Source organism: Haloechinothrix alba (genome assembly GCF_900188115.1).
GTDB classification, from domain to species: Bacteria; Actinomycetota; Actinomycetes; order Mycobacteriales; family Pseudonocardiaceae; genus Haloechinothrix; species Haloechinothrix alba.
Window position 1 is genome coordinate 162,599 of record NZ_FZNW01000006.1, and the last position, 17,118, is coordinate 179,716.

Annotated in this window: 15 protein-coding genes; 9 read left to right on the top strand and 6 right to left on the bottom strand. The window is 68.5% G+C overall.

What is annotated here, in order from left to right; all coding sequences use genetic code 11:
* Nucleotides 1-8: 8 nt before the first annotated feature.
* The gene (locus CHB84_RS07375) at nucleotides 9-704 is read right to left on the bottom strand and encodes a DUF3043 domain-containing protein (RefSeq protein WP_089300749.1); all 696 of its coding nucleotides are present in this window, start codon (nucleotides 702-704) and stop codon (nucleotides 9-11) included.
* Between the two features lie 146 nt (nucleotides 705-850).
* Here CHB84_RS07375 and CHB84_RS07380 point away from each other — a divergent pair, with 146 nt between their 5' ends.
* The gene (locus tag CHB84_RS07380; protein WP_089300750.1) at nucleotides 851-1,225 is read left to right on the top strand and encodes a HesB/IscA family protein; all 375 of its coding nucleotides are present in this window, start codon (nucleotides 851-853) and stop codon (nucleotides 1,223-1,225) included.
* 130 nt (nucleotides 1,226-1,355) lie between these two features.
* Here CHB84_RS07380 and CHB84_RS22795 read toward each other — a convergent pair whose 3' ends face one another.
* Nucleotides 1,356-1,526 carry a hypothetical protein gene (locus tag CHB84_RS22795; RefSeq protein ID WP_176439824.1) on the bottom strand — a complete coding sequence of 57 codons (171 nt, stop codon included), beginning with the start codon at nucleotides 1,524-1,526 and terminating at the stop codon, nucleotides 1,356-1,358.
* Nucleotides 1,527-1,670: 144 nt separating this feature from the next.
* Nucleotides 1,671-3,599, bottom strand: coding sequence for an asparagine synthase (glutamine-hydrolyzing) (gene asnB, locus CHB84_RS07385; protein WP_089300751.1), 1,929 nt, complete (start codon nucleotides 3,597-3,599; stop codon nucleotides 1,671-1,673).
* Nucleotides 3,600-3,881: 282 nt separating this feature from the next.
* Between asnB and ctaC the strand changes: the two genes are divergently transcribed.
* The gene (gene ctaC / locus CHB84_RS07390; RefSeq protein WP_089300752.1) at nucleotides 3,882-4,805 is read left to right on the top strand and encodes an aa3-type cytochrome oxidase subunit II; all 924 of its coding nucleotides are present in this window, start codon (nucleotides 3,882-3,884) and stop codon (nucleotides 4,803-4,805) included.
* A 79-nt stretch (nucleotides 4,806-4,884) separates the two neighbouring features.
* Complete coding sequence (locus CHB84_RS07395; RefSeq protein WP_089300753.1) at nucleotides 4,885-5,304, top strand: cytochrome c oxidase subunit 4; 420 nt, start codon at nucleotides 4,885-4,887, stop codon at nucleotides 5,302-5,304.
* A 60-nt stretch (nucleotides 5,305-5,364) separates the two neighbouring features.
* Here the strand turns inward: CHB84_RS07395 and trpD are convergent, their stop codons facing one another.
* Both trpD and CHB84_RS07405 read right to left on the bottom strand, forming a co-directional pair.
* Nucleotides 5,365-6,402, bottom strand: coding sequence for an anthranilate phosphoribosyltransferase (gene trpD, locus CHB84_RS07400; RefSeq protein ID WP_089300754.1), 1,038 nt, complete (start codon nucleotides 6,400-6,402; stop codon nucleotides 5,365-5,367).
* Nucleotides 6,399-6,833 (bottom strand): hypothetical protein, encoded by a 435-nt coding sequence (locus CHB84_RS07405; protein WP_089300755.1) that lies wholly within the window; start codon nucleotides 6,831-6,833, stop codon nucleotides 6,399-6,401. Before CHB84_RS07405 ends, trpD begins: the two co-directional genes overlap by 4 nt.
* Nucleotides 6,834-7,130: 297 nt before the next feature.
* Here CHB84_RS07405 and ctaE point away from each other — a divergent pair, with 297 nt between their 5' ends.
* The 4 genes from ctaE (at nucleotide 7,131) to qcrB (ending at nucleotide 11,494) form a co-directional block, all read left to right on the top strand.
* Nucleotides 7,131-7,760, top strand: coding sequence for an aa3-type cytochrome oxidase subunit III (gene ctaE, locus CHB84_RS07410; RefSeq protein ID WP_089300756.1), 630 nt, complete (start codon nucleotides 7,131-7,133; stop codon nucleotides 7,758-7,760).
* A 67-nt stretch (nucleotides 7,761-7,827) separates the two neighbouring features.
* Nucleotides 7,828-8,655: a cytochrome bc1 complex diheme cytochrome c subunit gene (qcrC, locus tag CHB84_RS07415; protein ID WP_089300757.1), complete on the top strand. Its 828-nt coding sequence runs from the start codon at nucleotides 7,828-7,830 to the stop codon at nucleotides 8,653-8,655.
* Nucleotides 8,652-9,827 (top strand): cytochrome bc1 complex Rieske iron-sulfur subunit, encoded by a 1,176-nt coding sequence (gene qcrA / locus CHB84_RS07420; RefSeq protein WP_281251736.1) that lies wholly within the window; start codon nucleotides 8,652-8,654, stop codon nucleotides 9,825-9,827. The genes qcrC and qcrA overlap by 4 nt, the downstream gene beginning before the upstream one ends.
* A complete protein-coding gene (qcrB, locus tag CHB84_RS07425) occupies nucleotides 9,824-11,494 on the top strand; it encodes a cytochrome bc1 complex cytochrome b subunit (RefSeq protein ID WP_089300758.1) in 1,671 nt (556 codons plus the stop codon). Before qcrA ends, qcrB begins: the two co-directional genes overlap by 4 nt.
* 113 nt (nucleotides 11,495-11,607) lie before the next feature.
* Here the strand turns inward: qcrB and CHB84_RS07430 are convergent, their stop codons facing one another.
* Nucleotides 11,608-13,302, bottom strand: coding sequence for a DEDD exonuclease domain-containing protein (locus CHB84_RS07430; RefSeq protein WP_089300759.1), 1,695 nt, complete (start codon nucleotides 13,300-13,302; stop codon nucleotides 11,608-11,610).
* Nucleotides 13,303-13,647: 345 nt separating this feature from the next.
* Between CHB84_RS07430 and CHB84_RS07435 the strand changes: the two genes are divergently transcribed.
* Together CHB84_RS07435 and CHB84_RS07440 are read left to right on the top strand one after the other, a co-directional pair.
* Nucleotides 13,648-15,444, top strand: coding sequence for a D-alanyl-D-alanine carboxypeptidase family protein (locus tag CHB84_RS07435; protein WP_089300760.1), 1,797 nt, complete (start codon nucleotides 13,648-13,650; stop codon nucleotides 15,442-15,444).
* Nucleotides 15,445-16,048: 604 nt separating this feature from the next.
* Nucleotides 16,049-17,092, top strand: coding sequence for a C40 family peptidase (locus CHB84_RS07440; protein WP_176439825.1), 1,044 nt, complete (start codon nucleotides 16,049-16,051; stop codon nucleotides 17,090-17,092).
* Nucleotides 17,093-17,118 lie beyond the last annotated feature (26 nt).

The following is a 17,118-nucleotide window of genomic DNA, read 5'->3' on the forward strand; positions in this document are numbered from 1 at the left end:
CAATCCCGTCAGTGCACGCGAACGGAGTCGCCGGGCTTGACCCGCGGTTTCGGCACCCGCAACCTGCGCAGCTGGGTGGCCCGCACGAAGGCGTACCAGCCGATGGACCGTCCCTTGATCACCTCGTTCGGGAAGTGTTCCCGTGCCAGTTTGGTGATCCTGCGCCCGTTCGCCACGCCCTCGACCACCATGCCGAAGAGCATCACCGTGGTTGCCAGCGTGGCAGCCTGCTGGATGGCCGGGTCGGGTACGAGCAGGGACAGGAAGACGACGATCGCCAGCGGCATGAACAGCCCGAGCAGGTTGCGGCGCGAGTCGACCACGTCGCGGACGAACGCCTTGACCGGGCCGCGGTCGCGAGGCAGCAGGTAGCGCTCGTCTCCGGCCATCATGCGTTCCCTGCGCTCCCTGGTCGCGGCCCGGCGTTCCTCCTTGCTCATCTTCGTGCCCGGGTTCTGTTTGCGCTGCTGCCTGCTGCGCTTGATGGCTTCCCGGGTGTTCTTCGGCGGCGGAGCCACCGGCCCCCTGCGCTTGCTCTCGGCCTCGCGGCGGCGCGGTGTGGGCCTGCCCTTCTTCGGCGTGCCCCCCTTGACGGCCTCCTGACCGGCCTGAGTGTCGCCGGCGCCTGCCGTGCTTCCGGCGGCCGGGTCGCCCTCGGCCCCGGACTCTGCTGCTGACGTGCTGTTACGACGGAAGAAGCTCACCGGCCCAGAGTATTGTAGGCGTCACGATGATGTTCAGCCGGTCGCAGCATGTGCCACCATGAAAGGGCACGGAATACACCGTGTTGCGCCGACGTTCGCACCGGTGAACGCGACGAACGCATGACAGCGACATCTTGAGGAGTGCCATGACGACTGCTGAGCAGAGCGGCCCCCAGACCGGGACGGCTGAAGCCACGCACGGCGTGATCCTGTCCGATGCGGCCGCGGCCAAGGCGAAGGCCCTGCTCGAGCAGGAGGGCCGTGACGACATGCACCTGCGTCTGGCTGTGCAGCCCGGTGGGTGTGCTGGCCTCCGCTACCAGCTCTTCTTCGACGAGCGCGCCCTGGACGGGGACTTGGTCCGCGACTTCAACGGGTTGCAGGTTGCGGTCGACCGGATGAGCGCCCCGTACGTCCAGGAGGCCGTGATCGACTTCGTGGACACCATCGAGAAGCAGGGCTTCACGATCGAGAACCCGCAGGCTACGGGTTCCTGCGCCTGCGGGGACTCGTTCAACTGATCAGGCGAGCGTCCGGCTGGCAGCCGGTTGGATGGCTGCCAGCCAGCGTTCTCCGAACGACGAACGGGGCCGCGAGCACATGTGCTCACGGCCCCGCTGTATCTGGAGTTGGCTTGGGGGAGTGCGGACCCTAGACGTACTCGTCGAGGTCCGCGATCTGTGCGCAACACCGATCGTCGACATCCCAGGTCGGTGCCCTCGGTGGCGGGGGCACCGCGCTCGTAGGCGTCAGCGCGTTCGGGAGCTCGGCGCAGTCAGCGATGAGCTCGTGCATGGTCTCCGGTTCGGTTACCTTCGTCACATCTGCTGACGGTAGAGACTCGTTCCCGAGCACAACACCCCTACTCGCAAGTAATCTCCTCGCCCCGCTCGACATAGCTCGACCGGTCGACAAGACCTGCCGCGCCGTCCGGGCTGTCGCCGCGGGCGGCGCGGCAGGCGTGCCCTACAGCTTCACCGGGTAGTGCGGCTCGGGAACAGCGGGCTTGATGCGGCCCTCCACGAAGATCCCGTGCCAGATCATGAACACCAGCAGCGCCCAGATCCGGCGGCTGTGATCCACGTTCCCGGCCTTGTGGTCCTCGAGCAGCCTGCGCACCGCCGGCTTGTCGAGCACATCGTCGGTGGCCGAGTCATCGATGATCGCCCTGGCCCACTCGTACATGTCGGTCCGCAGCCAGTACCGGATCGGTACCGGGAAGCCGAGCTTGCGGCGGTTGAGTACGTGCTCCGGGACGATCATGGCGAGTGCGCGCCGCAAGGCATGTTTCGTGGTGGCCTTGGTGATCTTCTCGTCGAGCGGGATCCCGGACGCGACGTCGAACACCGCGGAGTCGAGGAACGGGACACGGAGCTCGAGCGAGTTCGCCATGGTCATCTTGTCCGCCTTGACCAGGATGTCTCCCCGCAACCAGGTGAACAGGTCGACGTGCTGCATGCGCGCGACCGGGTCCCATCCCGCCGAGATGCGGTACGGCTCCGCCGTGACGTCCTGATGTCCGACGCCCTCGTCGAACGTGCGCAGGACGCGGCGTAGCTGGTCGTCGCGGAACAGCCGCGCGTTGCCGTAGTAGCGTTCCTCGAGCGGGATCGAGCCGCGGCGCAGCAGGTCCTTGCCACGCGTGCCCTCCGGGATCCGTGCCGACACCGCACCGAGGAGCGTGCGTACCCGGCCGGGAACCTTCTCGAAGGGTGCGAGCGAGAGTGGTTCACGGTAGATCGTGTACCCGCCGAAGAGCTCGTCCGCGCCTTCCCCGGACAGCACGACCTTGACGTGCTTGCGGGCCTCGCGCGCGATGAACCACAGCGGGACGAGGGCGGGGTCGGCCACCGGGTCGTCCAGGTACCACACGATCAGCGGCAGCACGTCCATCATCTCCTGCGCCGAGACCGTGCGCACGACATGCTTGACACCGATGGCCTCGGTCGACTCCGCCGCTACATCGACCTCCGAGTAGCCCTCGCGCTCGAATCCGGTGGTGAACGTGACCAGGTCCGGGTTGTGCTCGCGGGCCAGTGCCGCGATCGCGGTCGAGTCGATGCCGCCGGACAGGAATGCGCCGACGGTCACGTCGGCACGCATGTGTTTGGCCACGGAGTCCCGTAGCACCGAGGCGATCCGCTGGTGCAGTTCGGAGGCCTCCGCGTGCCCTGTCACCTTGCGCGCGGTGAACTCGGGGGCGAAGTACCGCTCGAAAACAGGGGACTCGCCGGGGGAGACGGTGAACGAGCATCCCGACTCGACCCGCCGGACGGCGCCGTGCAGTGACTCCGGCTCGGGCACGTACTGCAACGTCAGGTAGTGCTGCAGTGCCGTGCGGTCGAGCTCGGCTGCCAGCCCGAGCGTGCCGGTGAGCTCGAGGAGGCTCTTCTTCTCGCTGGAGAACGCGGTTCCGGCCGGGCCCGTGGCGTAGAAGAGCGGCTTGATGCCGAACGGGTCGCGCGCTCCGAAGACGACGCGGCGCTCGGCGTCCCAGATCAGGAACGCGAACATGCCGCGCAGCCGCCCGACGGCGGACGGCCCGAGGTAGTGGTATGCGGCGATGATCACTTCGCCGTCGCCTGAGGTATGGAACACAGCGCCGTGCTGTGTGATCAGTTCCTCACGCAGCTCGAGATAGTTGTAGATCTCGCCGTTGAACAGCAGGGTGTATCGCTGCTCGGCTTCCGGAGGTCCCCAGGTCAGCGGCTGATGGGAGTGCTCGATGTCGATGATCGACAGGCGGTTGAACCCGTAGACGACCTCGTCGTCGACCCACGTGTCGCTCTCGTCGGGGCCGCGGTGCCGCTGGCAGTGCAACGCGGCCGCCACCGCCGACCGCGCCTGCTGGGTGTCGTGGGTGGTGCCGCAGATCAGTCCGAGCAGGCCGCACACGGGTCCTCACACTTCCTTCGCACTCGTCGTCGCTCACCGGTCCTGGCAGGTGAGAGTCAAGTATGCCGGTCGTGTCACCCGTGCCTGATCAAGCCCCGGTCCGGCGGCCCCGCCTCGGGCGTGTGCGCGGGGTCGATTCGGTGCTCCAGGGGCGCGACAGCCGCCGTCCGACCGGGTCTGGCCAGGGGTGTGGGCACCTCTCCCCCTTGCGTCGGGGGGCAGGGTGTTTCGGCTAGGCTCTGCCCGAGCGTTCGGAAAAACTCTCTGAGGAGGCGTGGCGCAGTGACTCTGAAGGAGCGCAGCCCGGTGTCGCGGTGGTCCCGGGCCGGCAAGGCGAGTGTCCTTGCCGGCATCGTCGCACTCACGGTGACGGGCTGCTCGGCCGAGGAGGTTCTGCGATTCGGGTGGCCGGAAGGCGTCACCCCGCAGGCCGAGGAGATGCGCCAGCTGTGGACCTGGGCGACCGTGGCCGCGTTGGTCGTCGGTGTGATCGTGTGGGGCCTGATCCTGTGGTCGGTGGCGTTCCACCGGAAGAAGAAGGGCGACTCGGGCGAGCTGCCCCGGCAGTTCCAGTACAACGTTCCGCTGGAGCTGTTCTGCGTGGTCATCCCGGTCGTGATGGTCTGCGTGCTGTTCTTCTTCACCGTGACCACCGAGTTCTCGGTTCTCGACGAGGACGAGGACCCGGACGTGGCCATCGAGGTCGTGGCGTTCCAGTGGAACTGGGAGTTCCGCCACCTCGATGCCGAGACGCCGGACGGTGAGCCGGTCAGCACCGTGGGCAGCACCGACGACATCCCGATCCTGGTCCTGCCGACCGACCGCTCCATCGGCTACGAGCTGCGCTCGACGGACGTGATCCACTCCTTCTGGGTCCCCGAGTTCCTGTTCAAGCGGGACGTCTTCCCCGAGCCGGAGCGCAACAACCAGGACAACACGTTCCAGAACACCATCGAGCGGGAAGGCTCGTTCGTCGGGCGGTGCGCCGAGCTGTGTGGCACCTACCACTCGATGATGAACTTCGAGGTGCGTGCGGTCTCCCCCGAGCAGTACGACGAGTACCTGGGCCTGATGTCCCGGGTGAACGAGGAGACCGGCCGGCCGTACACCACGCCGCAGGCTCTCGAGGCGATGGGCCTGCCGTCCCAGGCCGAGACGACCGCGCCGTTCGACCCGGACCGCACCGCCCGCGAGCCCTCCGGCTAGCCACAGCGGTCCGGCTCCGGGAGCGGGGTGGACACATCCGGCAGTGCGTCCGGTGACGAGTTGAGAGTGAGGACTTCCGATGAAGGTCGAAGCCCGGATATTCGACATGGTGACCGTCTTCGCCGCCGTCGTGGCTGTGCTCTACGGCGTCGGCACGCACCTGTGGATGCCGTACGGGGTCGAGCCGATCGGGTTGATCGCCTTGATCCTGACCGCTGGGCTGTCGTTGATGATCGGTAGCTACTTCCGTTTCGTCGAGCGCCGCCTCACCCCGCGGCCGGAAGACCGCGACGACGCCGAGATCCACGAGGGTGCAGGCGAGCTGGGCTTCTTCAGCCCCGGAAGCTACTGGCCGGTCGCCATCGCCGCCGGGGCGGCGCTGGCCGGCATCGCCCTGGCCGTCATGCAGTGGTGGCTGGTCGTCGTCGCGGTGGTCGGCATCCTGATCACTGTCGGTGGGCTCGTCTTCGAGTACCACACCCGCTCCCCCCAGACCTAGCATGTTGTGCTGAATGACGCTTTCAGCTCACGAGACGGACTGAAAGCGTCATTCAGCGAACTACTGGAGGGTGTGGGACAGGGCGGCCCAGTCGGTGAGCAGGTTGGCCGCCTTGCCGGAGTCGATCGCGGCCGCGGCCTGCGCGGCCGCCGAGGCCAGGTCCGACTCCAGCGAGTCCGAGAACCCGGTGTGCGCCGCCAGCGCACCCGCGGCATTGAGCACGACGGCCTCCCGTACCGGTCCCGGCTCGCCCGCCAGCAGGTCGCGCACCACGCGCGCGTTGAATGCCGCGTCCCCGCCACGGAGATCGGCCGGATCGGCGATGGTGAAGCCGAGCGCGCGTGGGTCGATCGACTCGCGGCGGATCCCTCCGTCACGCACCACCCACGCGGTACTCGTCGTCGTGGTGGTGAGCTCGTCGAGCCCGTCGTCGCCGCGCACCACGAGCGCGCTCGTGCCTCGCTGCGCGAACACCTCCGCGAGCAGCCGTACCTTGTCCTTGTAGGCGCAGCCGATCAGGCTCGCGCCGGGTCGTGCCGGGTTCGTCAACGGCCCGAGCAGGTTGAACGTCGTGGGAACGCCGAGCTCCTTGCGCGGGGCGGCGGCGTGCCGCAAGGCCGGGTGGAAGACAGGGGCGAAGCAGAACCCGATCCCGACCTCCGCCACGCAGTGCTGGACGCCGCCGGGGGAGAGGTTGATGACCACGCCCAGCTCCTCGAGCACGTCGGCGGTTCCGGCCTGCGAGGACGCCGCGCGGTTGCCGTGCTTGACGACGGCAGCCCCCGCGGCTGCCACGACGAGGGCCGACATTGTGGAGATGTTCACAGACCCCGCGCGGTCACCGCCGGTCCCCACCACGTCGACGGCGGGAACGGTGACATCGACACGGTGCGCGTGCGCGAGCATCTCCCCGGCCAGCCCGGCGATCTCGTGCGGCGTCTCGCCCTTGGCGCGCAGCGCGACGGCGAAGCCAGCGATCTGGGCGGGGGTGGCGTCGCCGGACATGATCTCGGCCATCGCCCACGCGGCGCCTTCCTCGTCGATATCTGTGCCCCGGATGAGCTGGTCGAGCACGGTCGGCCAGGTGTACTGGCTCATGTCGCGGCTCCGCGCCCGCCGGCACCGGTGGCCGTGGGCAGCTTGCGCGCGCGCAGGAGGTCGGCGACGGTCTCCGCGGCCGTTACGGGGTCGAGCGGGTGCACGAGCACCGCGTCGGCCTTCGACCACGTCGCCAGCCAGCGGTCGTCCTTGCGGAGCACGGTGACCACGATCGGCGGGCACTGTGCGAGCTCGCTGTTGAGCTGCCTGCTCACGCCCATCCCGCCGGTCGGCTGTGCCTCGCCGTCCAGGATCGCCAGGTCGACGGTGCCGGCGTCCATCTCGGCGAGCACGTCGGAGACCTGAGCGGCCTCGATGTAGTTCACTCGGCCGATGTCGGCCGCCGGGCGGCGGCCGATCGCTGTGATGATCGACTCACGTACGTCATCCCGGTGCGAGAACACCAGGATCGTGTGCGGTTCACTGCTCATTACGACCGCCTTCGACGTTGGTCCTTGCTGGGGTACTTGTCGGGGTACTTACGGGAGCACCGACCGGCATGGCGATCGTAGCCGGAACTCCGGTTGTGCCCGTAAGGGCCAGGGAGTCACCGGGTGGTCCGCCCGGCAGGGTGGACGGCCCGGTGGACGGCCGGGCGGCATGGTCCGGTCGTGTAGCGCACCCTGCACGGCCGGGCGGGTTGATGATCAACTCGACCACCCGCGGTAGGCGGGATGGCGGGCTGGATGACGGACCCGGAGGTACCTCCGGGGTCAAGGGAGGACATAATGCCAGGCGTGACTACGGCAGCGCCCACGATGAGCCATCGCGTGCACTCGCTGAATCGGCCCAACATGGTCAGCGTCGGCACCATCGTCTGGCTCTCAAGCGAGTTGATGTTCTTCGCCGGGCTCTTCGCGATGTTCTTCACCGTGAAGGCCCAGAACGACACCGGCGTATGGCCGCCGATCCACCCCGAGACGGGCGAGCAGATCGAGCTGAACCTGGCGCAGGCGCTCCCGTACACGATCATCCTGGTCGCGTCGTCGTTCACCTGCCAGCTCGGGGTGTTCGCGGCCGAGCGGGGCGACGTGTTCGGCCTGCGGCGCTGGTACCTGCTCACCCTGCTGATGGGGGCGATCTTCGTCTTCGGCGGGATCACGGAGTACATCGAACTGGCCGAGCATCATGTGACGCTCTCCTCGGTCCCTTACGGCACGGTCTTCTACATGACCACCGGGTTCCACATGCTGCACGTGATCGGCGGGCTAGCGGCGTTCGTCTTCCTGATCATCAGGACCCACCTGGCCAAGTTCACGCCCCAGCAGGCGACGTCGGCGATCGTGGTCTCCTACTACTGGCACTTCGTCGATGTCGTGTGGATCGGCCTGTTCTCGGTCATCTACTTCGTGCCATGACGTCCCAGCGAGCAGAGCCAGCACCGACAGCCAGACAGCCCGAACTGACAGTAAGGTTGCCGCAGAAATGACCACCCGTCCCGATCCGGCGAAGGCAGGCAAGCGTCGCTTTCGCCCGCAGAGCAGGCTCCAGCGCAAGCTTGCCGGTGCACTGGCGCTGGCCATGGCGCTCGTTGCCGCTGGTGCGCTGTACGCCGTATTCGCCCCCGAAGCCCAGGAGGCCCGGGCGGACGCGGATCCGACACTGCTGCGCGAAGGCGAGCAGGTCTACAACAACACCTGCATCACGTGTCACGGTGCCAACCTCGAGGGTGTCGAGGATCGCGGTCCGAGCCTGATCGGGGTCGGGGAGGCCGCTGTGTACTTCCAGACCTCGACCGGGCGCATGCCGCTGGCGCGTCAGGGGGCTGAAGCTTACGCGAAGGAGCCTCGGCTGGAGCCGAGCGAGATCGACGCGGTGAGTGCCTATATCCACGCCCACGGAGGCGGTCCCGAGCGCCCCGAGGAGAGCGGCGTCGACCTGCAGGGGGACAACCCCGCGCGCGGTGGGGAGCTGTTCCGGACGAACTGCACCTCCTGCCATCACTTCACCGGCAGGGGCGGTGCGTTGTCCGCCGGTAAGGACGCGCCCGCGCTCGACGGTGTTGACGAGGACATCATCTACACGGCCATGACGAGCGGGCCGGGGAACATGCCGAAGTTCTCTCACCGCCAGCTCACGGAGGACGAGAAGAAGGACATCATCGCGTATGTTCAGTCGGTCACGGACGGTAACAACAATCCGGGTGGGCACCCGCTCGGAGGGTACGGCCCGATGCCTGAAGGGCTGATTGCCTGGATCGTCGGTCTGGCCGGGCTGGTTGGTGTGACCATGTGGATCGGAGCGAAGCGGTGAGCAGCGAGCCGAGAGATCAGGAGACGCACGGCGCAGGGGACGAGCGCCCGGTCCCCAGCGAGGCCGAACTCTCGGAAATGAGCCGGGAGGAGCTCGTCCAGCTGGGCGGGAGGCTGGACGGCGTCGAGATCGTCGAATACGACGATCCGTGGCCGGTGAAGGGAACGCGCGCGGAGAAGCGTTCGGAACGCCTCGTCGCGATGTGGTTCGGCCTGGCAGGCCTGTCGGCACTGGCGTTCCTGGCCGCTTTCATCTGGTGGCCGTGGCAGTATACGCCGCCAACCCCTCGCGACGGTCAGGACCACTTCCTGTACAGCCTCTACACCCCGTTGATCGGTGGCACGCTCGGACTGTCGATCCTGGCCGTCGGCATCGGTGTCATCCTCTACACGAAGCGGTTCATCCCGCACGAGGTCGCCGTCCAGCAGCGCCACGACGGTCCGTCTGCCGAGGTGGACAGGAAGACGGCGGCGGCGCACCTCGCCGATGCCGGTTCGCGCAGCACGATCGGCCGGCGCAAGCTGATCAAGCGGACGGCAGGCTTCGGTGCCGGTACGTTCGGTCTCGCCGTCGGTGTCTATGCCCTCGGTGGCCTGGTACGTGACCCCTGGGGCGGCCCGGAGGGCGAGAAGGCGCTGAGTACGACACCGTGGCAGCACCGGCAGCCCGGTGAGAAGGTGTTCCTGCGCAGGCACACCGGCAATTTCGGGGAGATCTCCCTTGTCCGGCCCGAGGACCTTGCCGCGGGCGGGATGGAGACGGTGTACCCGTTCCGCGAGGAGGATCGCCACGACCACGAGGCCCTGGTGCACGCGATCAAGGCCGGGGACGCGTCCGTCATGTTGATCCGGCTGCGTCCCGATGACGCCGCGCACGTGGTCAAGCGGGAAGGCCAGGAAGACTTCAACTACGGCGACTACTACGCCTACACTAAGATCTGCAGTCACCTGGGTTGTCCGACGTCGCTGTTCGAGCAGCGTACGAACCGAATCCTGTGTCCGTGCCACCAGTCGCAGTTCGACGCCCTGCAGTACGCGAAGCCGGTCTTCGGGCCCGCCGCGCGTGCACTGGCCCAACTGCCGATCACCGTGGACCCGGAAACGGGCTACTTCATCGCGACAGGCGATTTCATTGAACCGATCGGTCCTGCGTACTGGGAGCGCGAGTCATGAGTGAGCTGACCACACCCACCAAGGGGACGCATCCGGCCGAGCGTGCGGCCGCGGGCACGGCGAACTCGCTGGACGACCGGTTCCGCCTGTCCGGTGGCATGCGCCACCAGATGAACAAGGTCTTCCCCACGCACTGGTCGTTCCTGCTCGGGGAGATCGCGCTCTACAGCTTCATCATCCTACTGCTGTCGGGCACCTACCTCGCCTTGTTCTTCGACCCGTCGATGGAGGAGGTCACCTACCAGGGGGCGTTCACGAACCTGCGCGGCCTGGAGATGTCCCGCGCCTACGAGTCGACCCTGGAGATCTCCTTCGACGTGCGCGGCGGGCTGTTCGCGCGCCAGGTACACCACTGGGCGGCGTTGCTGTTCATGGCCGCGATCGTCGCGCACATGTTGCGCGTGTTCTTCTCCGGGGCGTTCCGCAAGCCGCGCGAGGCCAACTGGCTCATCGGGATCACGATCCTCGCCCTCGGCATCATGGAGGGTTTCACGGGGTACTCGCTGCCGGACGACGTGCTCTCCGGCTCGGGACTGCGGATCATGTCCGGGCTGATCATGTCGATCCCGGTGATCGGCACGTGGACTCACTGGCTGGCCTTCGGCGGGGAGTACCCGGGAATGGAGATCATTCCCCGGCTGTACACGGTGCATATCTTCCTGCTGCCTGCGATCCTCGCCGCGCTCATCGCGGTACACCTGGCGCTGGTCTGGTACCAGAAGCACACCCAGATGCCCGGGGTGCGGCGCAAGGAGAGCAATGTCGTCGGCGTGCGCATCATGCCGGTGTTCGCGCTCAAGGGTGGCGGCTTCTTTGCCATCGTCACCGGTGTCACGGCGATCATGGGAGGCGTGTTCCAGATCAACGGGATCTGGAACCTCGGCCCCTACAACGCCTCGCAGGTCTCGGCGGCCACGGTGCCGGACTGGTACATCGCCTGGACGGACGGGTTGTTGCGGCTCTGGCCTGCGTGGGAGGCCTATATCGGCCCGTACACCCTGCCCGCGACCTTCCTGCCGTTCATGGCGGGGCTCCCACTGCTGGTGACGGCGGCGGCACTGTACCCGTGGATCGAACGCAAGTTCACCAAGGACTACGCGCACCACAACTTGCTGCAGCGGCCGAGGGACGTGCCGGTACGGACCGGCCTCGGCGCGATGGCGATCACGTACTTCATGGTCACGCTGGTCTCGACCGGCAACGACGTCATCGCGGACAAGTTCTTCATCTCGCTGAACGCGATGGTGTGGGCGGGCCGCATCGGCCTGCTGGTGCTGCCGCCGCTGGCCTACCTGATCACATACCGGATCTGTCTCGGCCTGCAGCGGTCCGACCGCGAGGTGCTCGAGCACGGGATCGAGACGGGCATCATCAAGAGGCTGCCGCACGGTGAGTTCATCGAGGTGCACCAGCCGCTCGGCGGGGTGGACGAGCACGGCCACGCCATCCCGCTGGAGTACCAGGGCGCGCCGGTGCCGAAGAAGATGAACGAGCTGGGCACGGCAGGCAAGCCGGTGCCCGGTGTGCTGACGCCGGATCCCGGTGAGGAGACGAGGGCGCTCGAGGCTGCTCGCGCGTCCCAGCACGGGCACACCAACGGCCAGCACGACGGGGAGGAACCCTCCGGCGAGGGCGATGTCGCCACCACCCGTTCCGGCGAGCACTGAGCCTGCCTCTGAGTCTGAGCCGGCAGAGAGCCAGTAGAGAGGCCGGCAGCAAGTCGAGAAGCCGGCAGGGAGCCGTTACCGTGCGCGGGTGACGCGGGGCGGGAAGTCCCGCGTCACCCTGCGCGCTCGGCGGTGGCGGCCTCGGCGACCGTGTCCAGCCACCCGTACCACGGGCCCGCTGCCCATGCCGGCTCGGCCCATCCCTGGCTGGAGCGGACGAGCCGCACCTCGGCGCGGGTCAACCAGCGCAGCAGTACGCGCACCTCTTCGGGCGGGGCGCCGCGCAGCGGGCCCGGCGCCGGGACCACCGTCTCGGCGCCGGCGAGTAGCTGCTCGACCACCGGCATCGGGGCGAATCCCCGGCGGGCGGTGCCCGCGGCCGCCAGCCGCCCGTGACGCACGACGGCGATCTCCCACCCTCCCGACCCGTCGGGCGCCGCCGCGACCAGCTCGGCGATCGAGGCAAGCGAGGCCATGCGGTGTGCGGTGCCCACGGACCGTACGACGGCCGCGAGGTCGTCCCTGCGTTGCGCGGCGAGCTCGAAGTGTTCCGCGTGGGCGAGTGCGTCGATCTCCGCCCCGGCGGCGCGCAGCGGCTCCGCGCCGGATCCGGCCACCAGGCCGGTGACCGAGTGCGCGGCGGGTGCGTAGCCGGAGACGCTCTGCTTGCCGGCGCACGGTGCTCCGCAGCGCCCGAGGTCGAACTGCGCGCACGGACTGCCCTGCGGGGAGCGGGCGGGGATGCGTTGGGTGCAGGACCGCAGGCCGGTGGCCGCGGTCAACGTCTCCGCCACGCGCTGGGCCGCGGCACGTGACCGGAACGGCCCCAGCGCCCCCTCGCGTTCGGTGCGCACGACGGACAGGCGCGGGAAGGGTTCCTTGGTCAACGCCAGCCACCACTGGCCACGCGCGTTCTTGGCGCGGCGGTTGTAGGAGGGGCGGTGCGCCGAGAGCAGGCGTAGCTCGCGGACACCGGCTTCCAGGGCGTGCGCGCACTCCACGTGGTCCACGCGTTCGGCCAGCGCGACCATCTCGCGCATCTTCCCGCGCCCCTCGGATCCGGTGAAGTACTGCCGGACCCGGCGGCGCAGGTTGCTCGCGGTACCCACGTACAGGACCTCGTCACGGGGACCGCGGAACAGGTAGACGCCGGGACGCTCCGGGAGGTGGGCGGCCATCCCGCGCTTGCGACGTTGCTCGGTGGTGACGTTCGGGAGGAAGCCCAGTAGCTCTTCGAGGGACTGCACACCGAGCGGTCCGACTCGCTCCAGCAGGCCGTGCAGCACGCCGACGGTGGCGCGCGCGTCGTCGAGGGCGCGGTGCGCGGGGACGTCGGTGCCGAACAGCGCGGCGAGCGCGGAGAGCTTGCAGCTCGGCGCGTCGACGCGGGAGAGCACCCGCCGCGCGAGCCGTAGGGTGCATACCACAGGTGGGCGTGGCCACCGGTATCCGTGCTCGGCGGCGGCCGCGCGGAGGAATCCCGTGTCGAACTGCGCGTTGTGCGCGACGAGAACCGCGTCCGTGGCGAACTCGAGAAAGGCGGGCAGCACCGTGTCGATCGTGGGCGCGTCGGCGACCATGGCCTCGGTGATACCGGTGAGCGAGACGATCTGTGGGGGGATCGCGCGGCCGGGGTCGACGAGCGTGCCGAACTCGCCGAGCACCGCGCCGCCGCGCACCTTGACCGCACCGATCTCGGTGATGCCGTCCTGTCCGGCACGGCCGCCCGTGGTCTCCAGGTCGACGACAACGAACGTGGTGTCGCGTAGCGGTGTCCCGAGCTCGTCGAAGGTCAGCTGCGCGGCCATGGGGGCACGATAAGCCACTCGGCCGACATCACGGGCCCGGCACGGCGCGGGGTGCACCGGTGCCGCGACCGACGGATACCACGTGACCCGTAACAGTTGCGGCTCCCATCACGTTTGAGTAGGTAGATCACCGTTCTCGGGTGGGAACCGTCACGTAAGCTGAGTTCGGTAGTTAATACTGTTAGACGACTCGGGAGAGGCCGGTGGCTGGCACTGTTAGACGACTCGGGAGAGGCCGGTGGCTGGCACTGCTGGATGACTCGGGAGAGTTCGGTGGAGGCTGGTCAGTAACTCGCGCACGGCGCGACGGGCGGCGGGTACGCCGGTGAGTACGGGGAGGTATGCATGCGGGCTTCCGCATCGTTGCTGGCGGTCCTCGCGTTGGCTGTCGGGCTGGTGGTGGTCCCGTTCGCCTCGGCCGATGAACACTCCCCGGGTGAGCCCGGCGAGGCACCGGTCGAAGCGGGTGTGGCGCCGGGTGTCGGGGTGCCTGACTCCCGCCCCGGTGAGGCCTTCGCCGATCCGAAGATCGCGGAGTTGCAGGAGTCGGCTACCGAGGTTCAGGAGGAGCTCGACGACCTGACCAGCCGTGTCGCCGATGCGCAGCGTGCGCTCGACGAGGCCGAAGCGCAGCGCGAGGAGGCCGCGAGCAAGCGGGAGGATGCGGAGGCTGCCCTGCGGGAGAAGCAGGACGAGGTCGACGACTTCTCCAGGGCGATGTATACGGGTATGGGGCGGCCGGATGACATGCGGATGCTGCTGACCGCGCAGAGCACCGAGGATGTGCTCGCCGGTTCCTCCATGATCCGGATGCTGCGTTCCGAGCAGGACGAGCGGCTGTTCGACGCGCTCGACCGGCATCGTGCTGCCGTCGATGCGGAGCGGGAGGCGGAGGCCGCGCACGAGGCTGCCGAGGAGCGTGCCGAGGAGCTGGAACGCCGCAGTAACGACGCGTCGAACCGCGCCGACGCGATCTCCTCGGAGCTTCGTGGGCCGATCGGGGAGGCCAACGATGCGGTGGTCGCCCAGCAACGAGCGCAGGAGAAGCGCAACGCGAAGACCGCGGCGAACTGGGAATCCTACCTCGACCGGCTCGACGAGGCCGGCATCGACCCACCGAGCGCGGCGGCGTTGCGCGATCTGGACTCGTTGCCGTCCGGGTTGCGTACGGTGGAGGCTATCGACGGTACCGTGCAGGCGGGTGTTGCCCAGACGAGTGTGAACGGCGAGCGCCTGCTCGTCCTGCCCGAGGAGACGGTTGAGGCGGTCAGCAGTGCCGTGGACGCGTTGGGCAAGCCGTACGTGCCGCGGGACGAGGGCGAGGGGCCGGTCGCGTACTCCTGTGACGGGCTGGTCCGCGCGGCGTTCGATGCGGGCGGTCTCGAGCTGCCCGAGCGCGCGCCTGAGCAGCTCGCGCGGGGCGTGCGTGTGCCACATGCGGATGCGCAACCCGGCGACCTGGTGTTCATCGGGCCGGAGAAGTACGGCGTGCAGCATGTCGGTATCGTGCTCGACGACCGCACCATGCTGGCGGCCGACGGCAGGATCGCGAGCGTAGCGGTGACCGATCTCCCCGCGAGTGACTCTTCGCTTGCGGTGGTACGGCCCGCGCTCGGTCTGCGCGACGAGGCCCGTGATGTGCCGCGGCGCGACGACGGGGAGTTGACATGGCGCTGCGGCGGCGTCGAGCTGCCGATGACGACCGGTGGTGGTACCGAGCACGACGGGGCGGGCGCCTGGGGTGGCTATCCCAACGGCATGATCCCGTCCTCGGCATTGTGCGCTATCGGTGTCTCCAGCCACACGTTGCGTTGTGACGCCGCGCAGGCCTTCGTGGCGATGTCGCAGGCCTACGCCGGCGAGTTCGGCGAAAGGTTGTGCGTGACCGACTCGTACCGCACCTTCGATGCCCAGGTGGACCTGTATCACCGCAAGCCTGCGCTGGCCGCTGTTCCCGGCACGAGCAACCACGGTTGGGGTCTCGCGCTGGATATGTGCGGCGGGGTGCAGTCATTCGGTACCCCCCAGTTCCGCTGGATGGCCGAGAACGCGCCGGAGTTCGGGTGGATCCACCCGAACTGGGCGCGGCAGGGCGGCGGCCGCGAAGAGCCGTGGCACTGGGAGTACGTGGGGCGCGGGTAGGCCGCGTCGCGCGGGCCCGTGTAGCTGGTTGCGCGGTGCGCGCGGACCGGCACGGCGCCGTATTACGAAGGGGCAGGGGATACGCCCTGGTTGTTCCGGTCAGTATGTCGGTTGTCACATGAGGTGACGATCCGTAGTGGAATGCGATGAACGGTTGATCCGTTCGGTGGGCGGCGGCGTGTCGCGTCATCCTCAGGTGTTGCCGTAATCACAACCCGCGATGAACTGCTGCTCTGATGGTGGCTCGCCGATCGGACTGCGCTGAATGGCCGAGTCGGGCTGGACGTGGCTCGTGTGGTTTCGTAACCTAGCCGAGACCTCACGGAAGGCAGTCGCCATACGACAGGAGGCGGCGCTGTGGGGTGTCGCTGAGGCAGCTGGTCGGGGAGCTGTTTCCGGGGCTGCCGCGAGGCTGCTTGGACGACCGCAGTACGCAGGTTCAGACACCGAGTGGCATACGTGTTGCCGACCGTGTCGCGGTACGACGCGCCGTGCGGTGACGATGCGGTACCTCCGCATCGTGCGCGGTGCGAGGAGAGGGCCCCCGACCTCTCCGCTGTCCGGCCCCGGGCAGGCGACCGAAGGCAAAGGAGATGTGCGCGGCGTGAAGTCGCAACATGTGAAGCGAGTGGTGTCCGGCGCGATAGCCGCTACAGCAGTGATCGCTGTGTTCGGAGTCCACGCGCCCGCCGCCGCAGACCCCGACCCACTTCCCCCGAACGCATCGGAGGAGCTCCGGGAGTACCGCGAGCTCGTCGCCGAGGCCGAGAAGCTCAACGAGGAGCACCTCCAGGCGCAGGACGAGCTGGCCGAGGCCGAACGAGAGTTGGAACAGGCCGAGGCCGACCTGGCCGAGGCCGAGGACGCCAGGCAGGCGGCGCTCGCCGAGCAGCGTGAGCACCGGGAGATCGTCGACAAGTTCGCCAGCGCCTCCTACACCGGCGGTGCCGAACTCTCCCAGATGTCGGCGCTGCTGACGGGCGACTCCACCCGCGACTACCTCGACCGGTCCGCGGCGCTCGACGTGCTCGCCGCCGACCAGAACGCGGCGGTGGAGAAACTCTCCGCTGCGGTCGAGGAGGCCAGCGAGGCCCAGCGGGACGCCGACGACGCCCAGACGCGGGCCGAGCAGGCGAAGGAGGCCGCCCAGCAGCTCGTCCGCGACATCGAGGCTCGCCAGGAGGCGCTCGAGGAGAAGATCGCGAGCGTCGAGGAGGCAGCGGGCCTGCTGTCCGATGCCGACCAGGACATGCATGCCACCGACGGCGCCGAGGCACCGTCGGACATCGTCGCGCCGGGCCAGGCGGCGCAGCACGCGGTGGACGCGGCCATGTCCAAGCGTGGCAGCCCGTACGCATGGGGTGCGCAGGGCCCGGACTCCTTCGACTGCTCCGGCCTGACCTCCTGGGCCTACAACCAGGCAGGCGTGAGCATTCCGCGCTCCAGCCGCGCGCAGTCGGAGTACGGCCAGCCGGTCCCGCGGGACCAGCTGGAGCCGGGCGATCTGGTGTTCTTCTACAAACCGGTCTCGCACGTGGGCATCTACATCGGCGACGGCAAGATGGTGCATGCCCCCCAGGAGGGCGACGTCGTCAAGGTGCAGAAGATGATGGAGGGCGACTACAGCGGTGCCCGCCGCGTCTCGTAGCGGCCGGATGGGGCGAGCCGAAGGAC

Bases quoted from the DNA above. Each gene is read 5' to 3' on its own strand.
- CHB84_RS07380 (WP_089300750.1), top strand. From the start codon at position 851: ATGACGACTGCTGAGCAGAGCGGCCCCCAGACCGGGACGGCTGAAGCC.
- CHB84_RS07405 (WP_089300755.1), bottom strand. From the start codon at position 6,833: ATGAGCAGTGAACCGCACACGATCCTGGTGTTCTCGCACCGGGATGAC.
- ctaE (WP_089300756.1), top strand. From the start codon at position 7,131: ATGCCAGGCGTGACTACGGCAGCGCCCACGATGAGCCATCGCGTGCAC.
- qcrB (WP_089300758.1), top strand. From the start codon at position 9,824: ATGAGTGAGCTGACCACACCCACCAAGGGGACGCATCCGGCCGAGCGT.
- CHB84_RS07435 (WP_089300760.1), top strand. From the start codon at position 13,648: ATGCGGGCTTCCGCATCGTTGCTGGCGGTCCTCGCGTTGGCTGTCGGG.
- trpD (WP_089300754.1), bottom strand. From the start codon at position 6,402: ATGAGCCAGTACACCTGGCCGACCGTGCTCGACCAGCTCATCCGGGGC.
- CHB84_RS07395 (WP_089300753.1), top strand. From the start codon at position 4,885: ATGAAGGTCGAAGCCCGGATATTCGACATGGTGACCGTCTTCGCCGCC.
- CHB84_RS07430 (WP_089300759.1), bottom strand. From the start codon at position 13,302: ATGGCCGCGCAGCTGACCTTCGACGAGCTCGGGACACCGCTACGCGAC.
- qcrC (WP_089300757.1), top strand. From the start codon at position 7,828: ATGACCACCCGTCCCGATCCGGCGAAGGCAGGCAAGCGTCGCTTTCGC.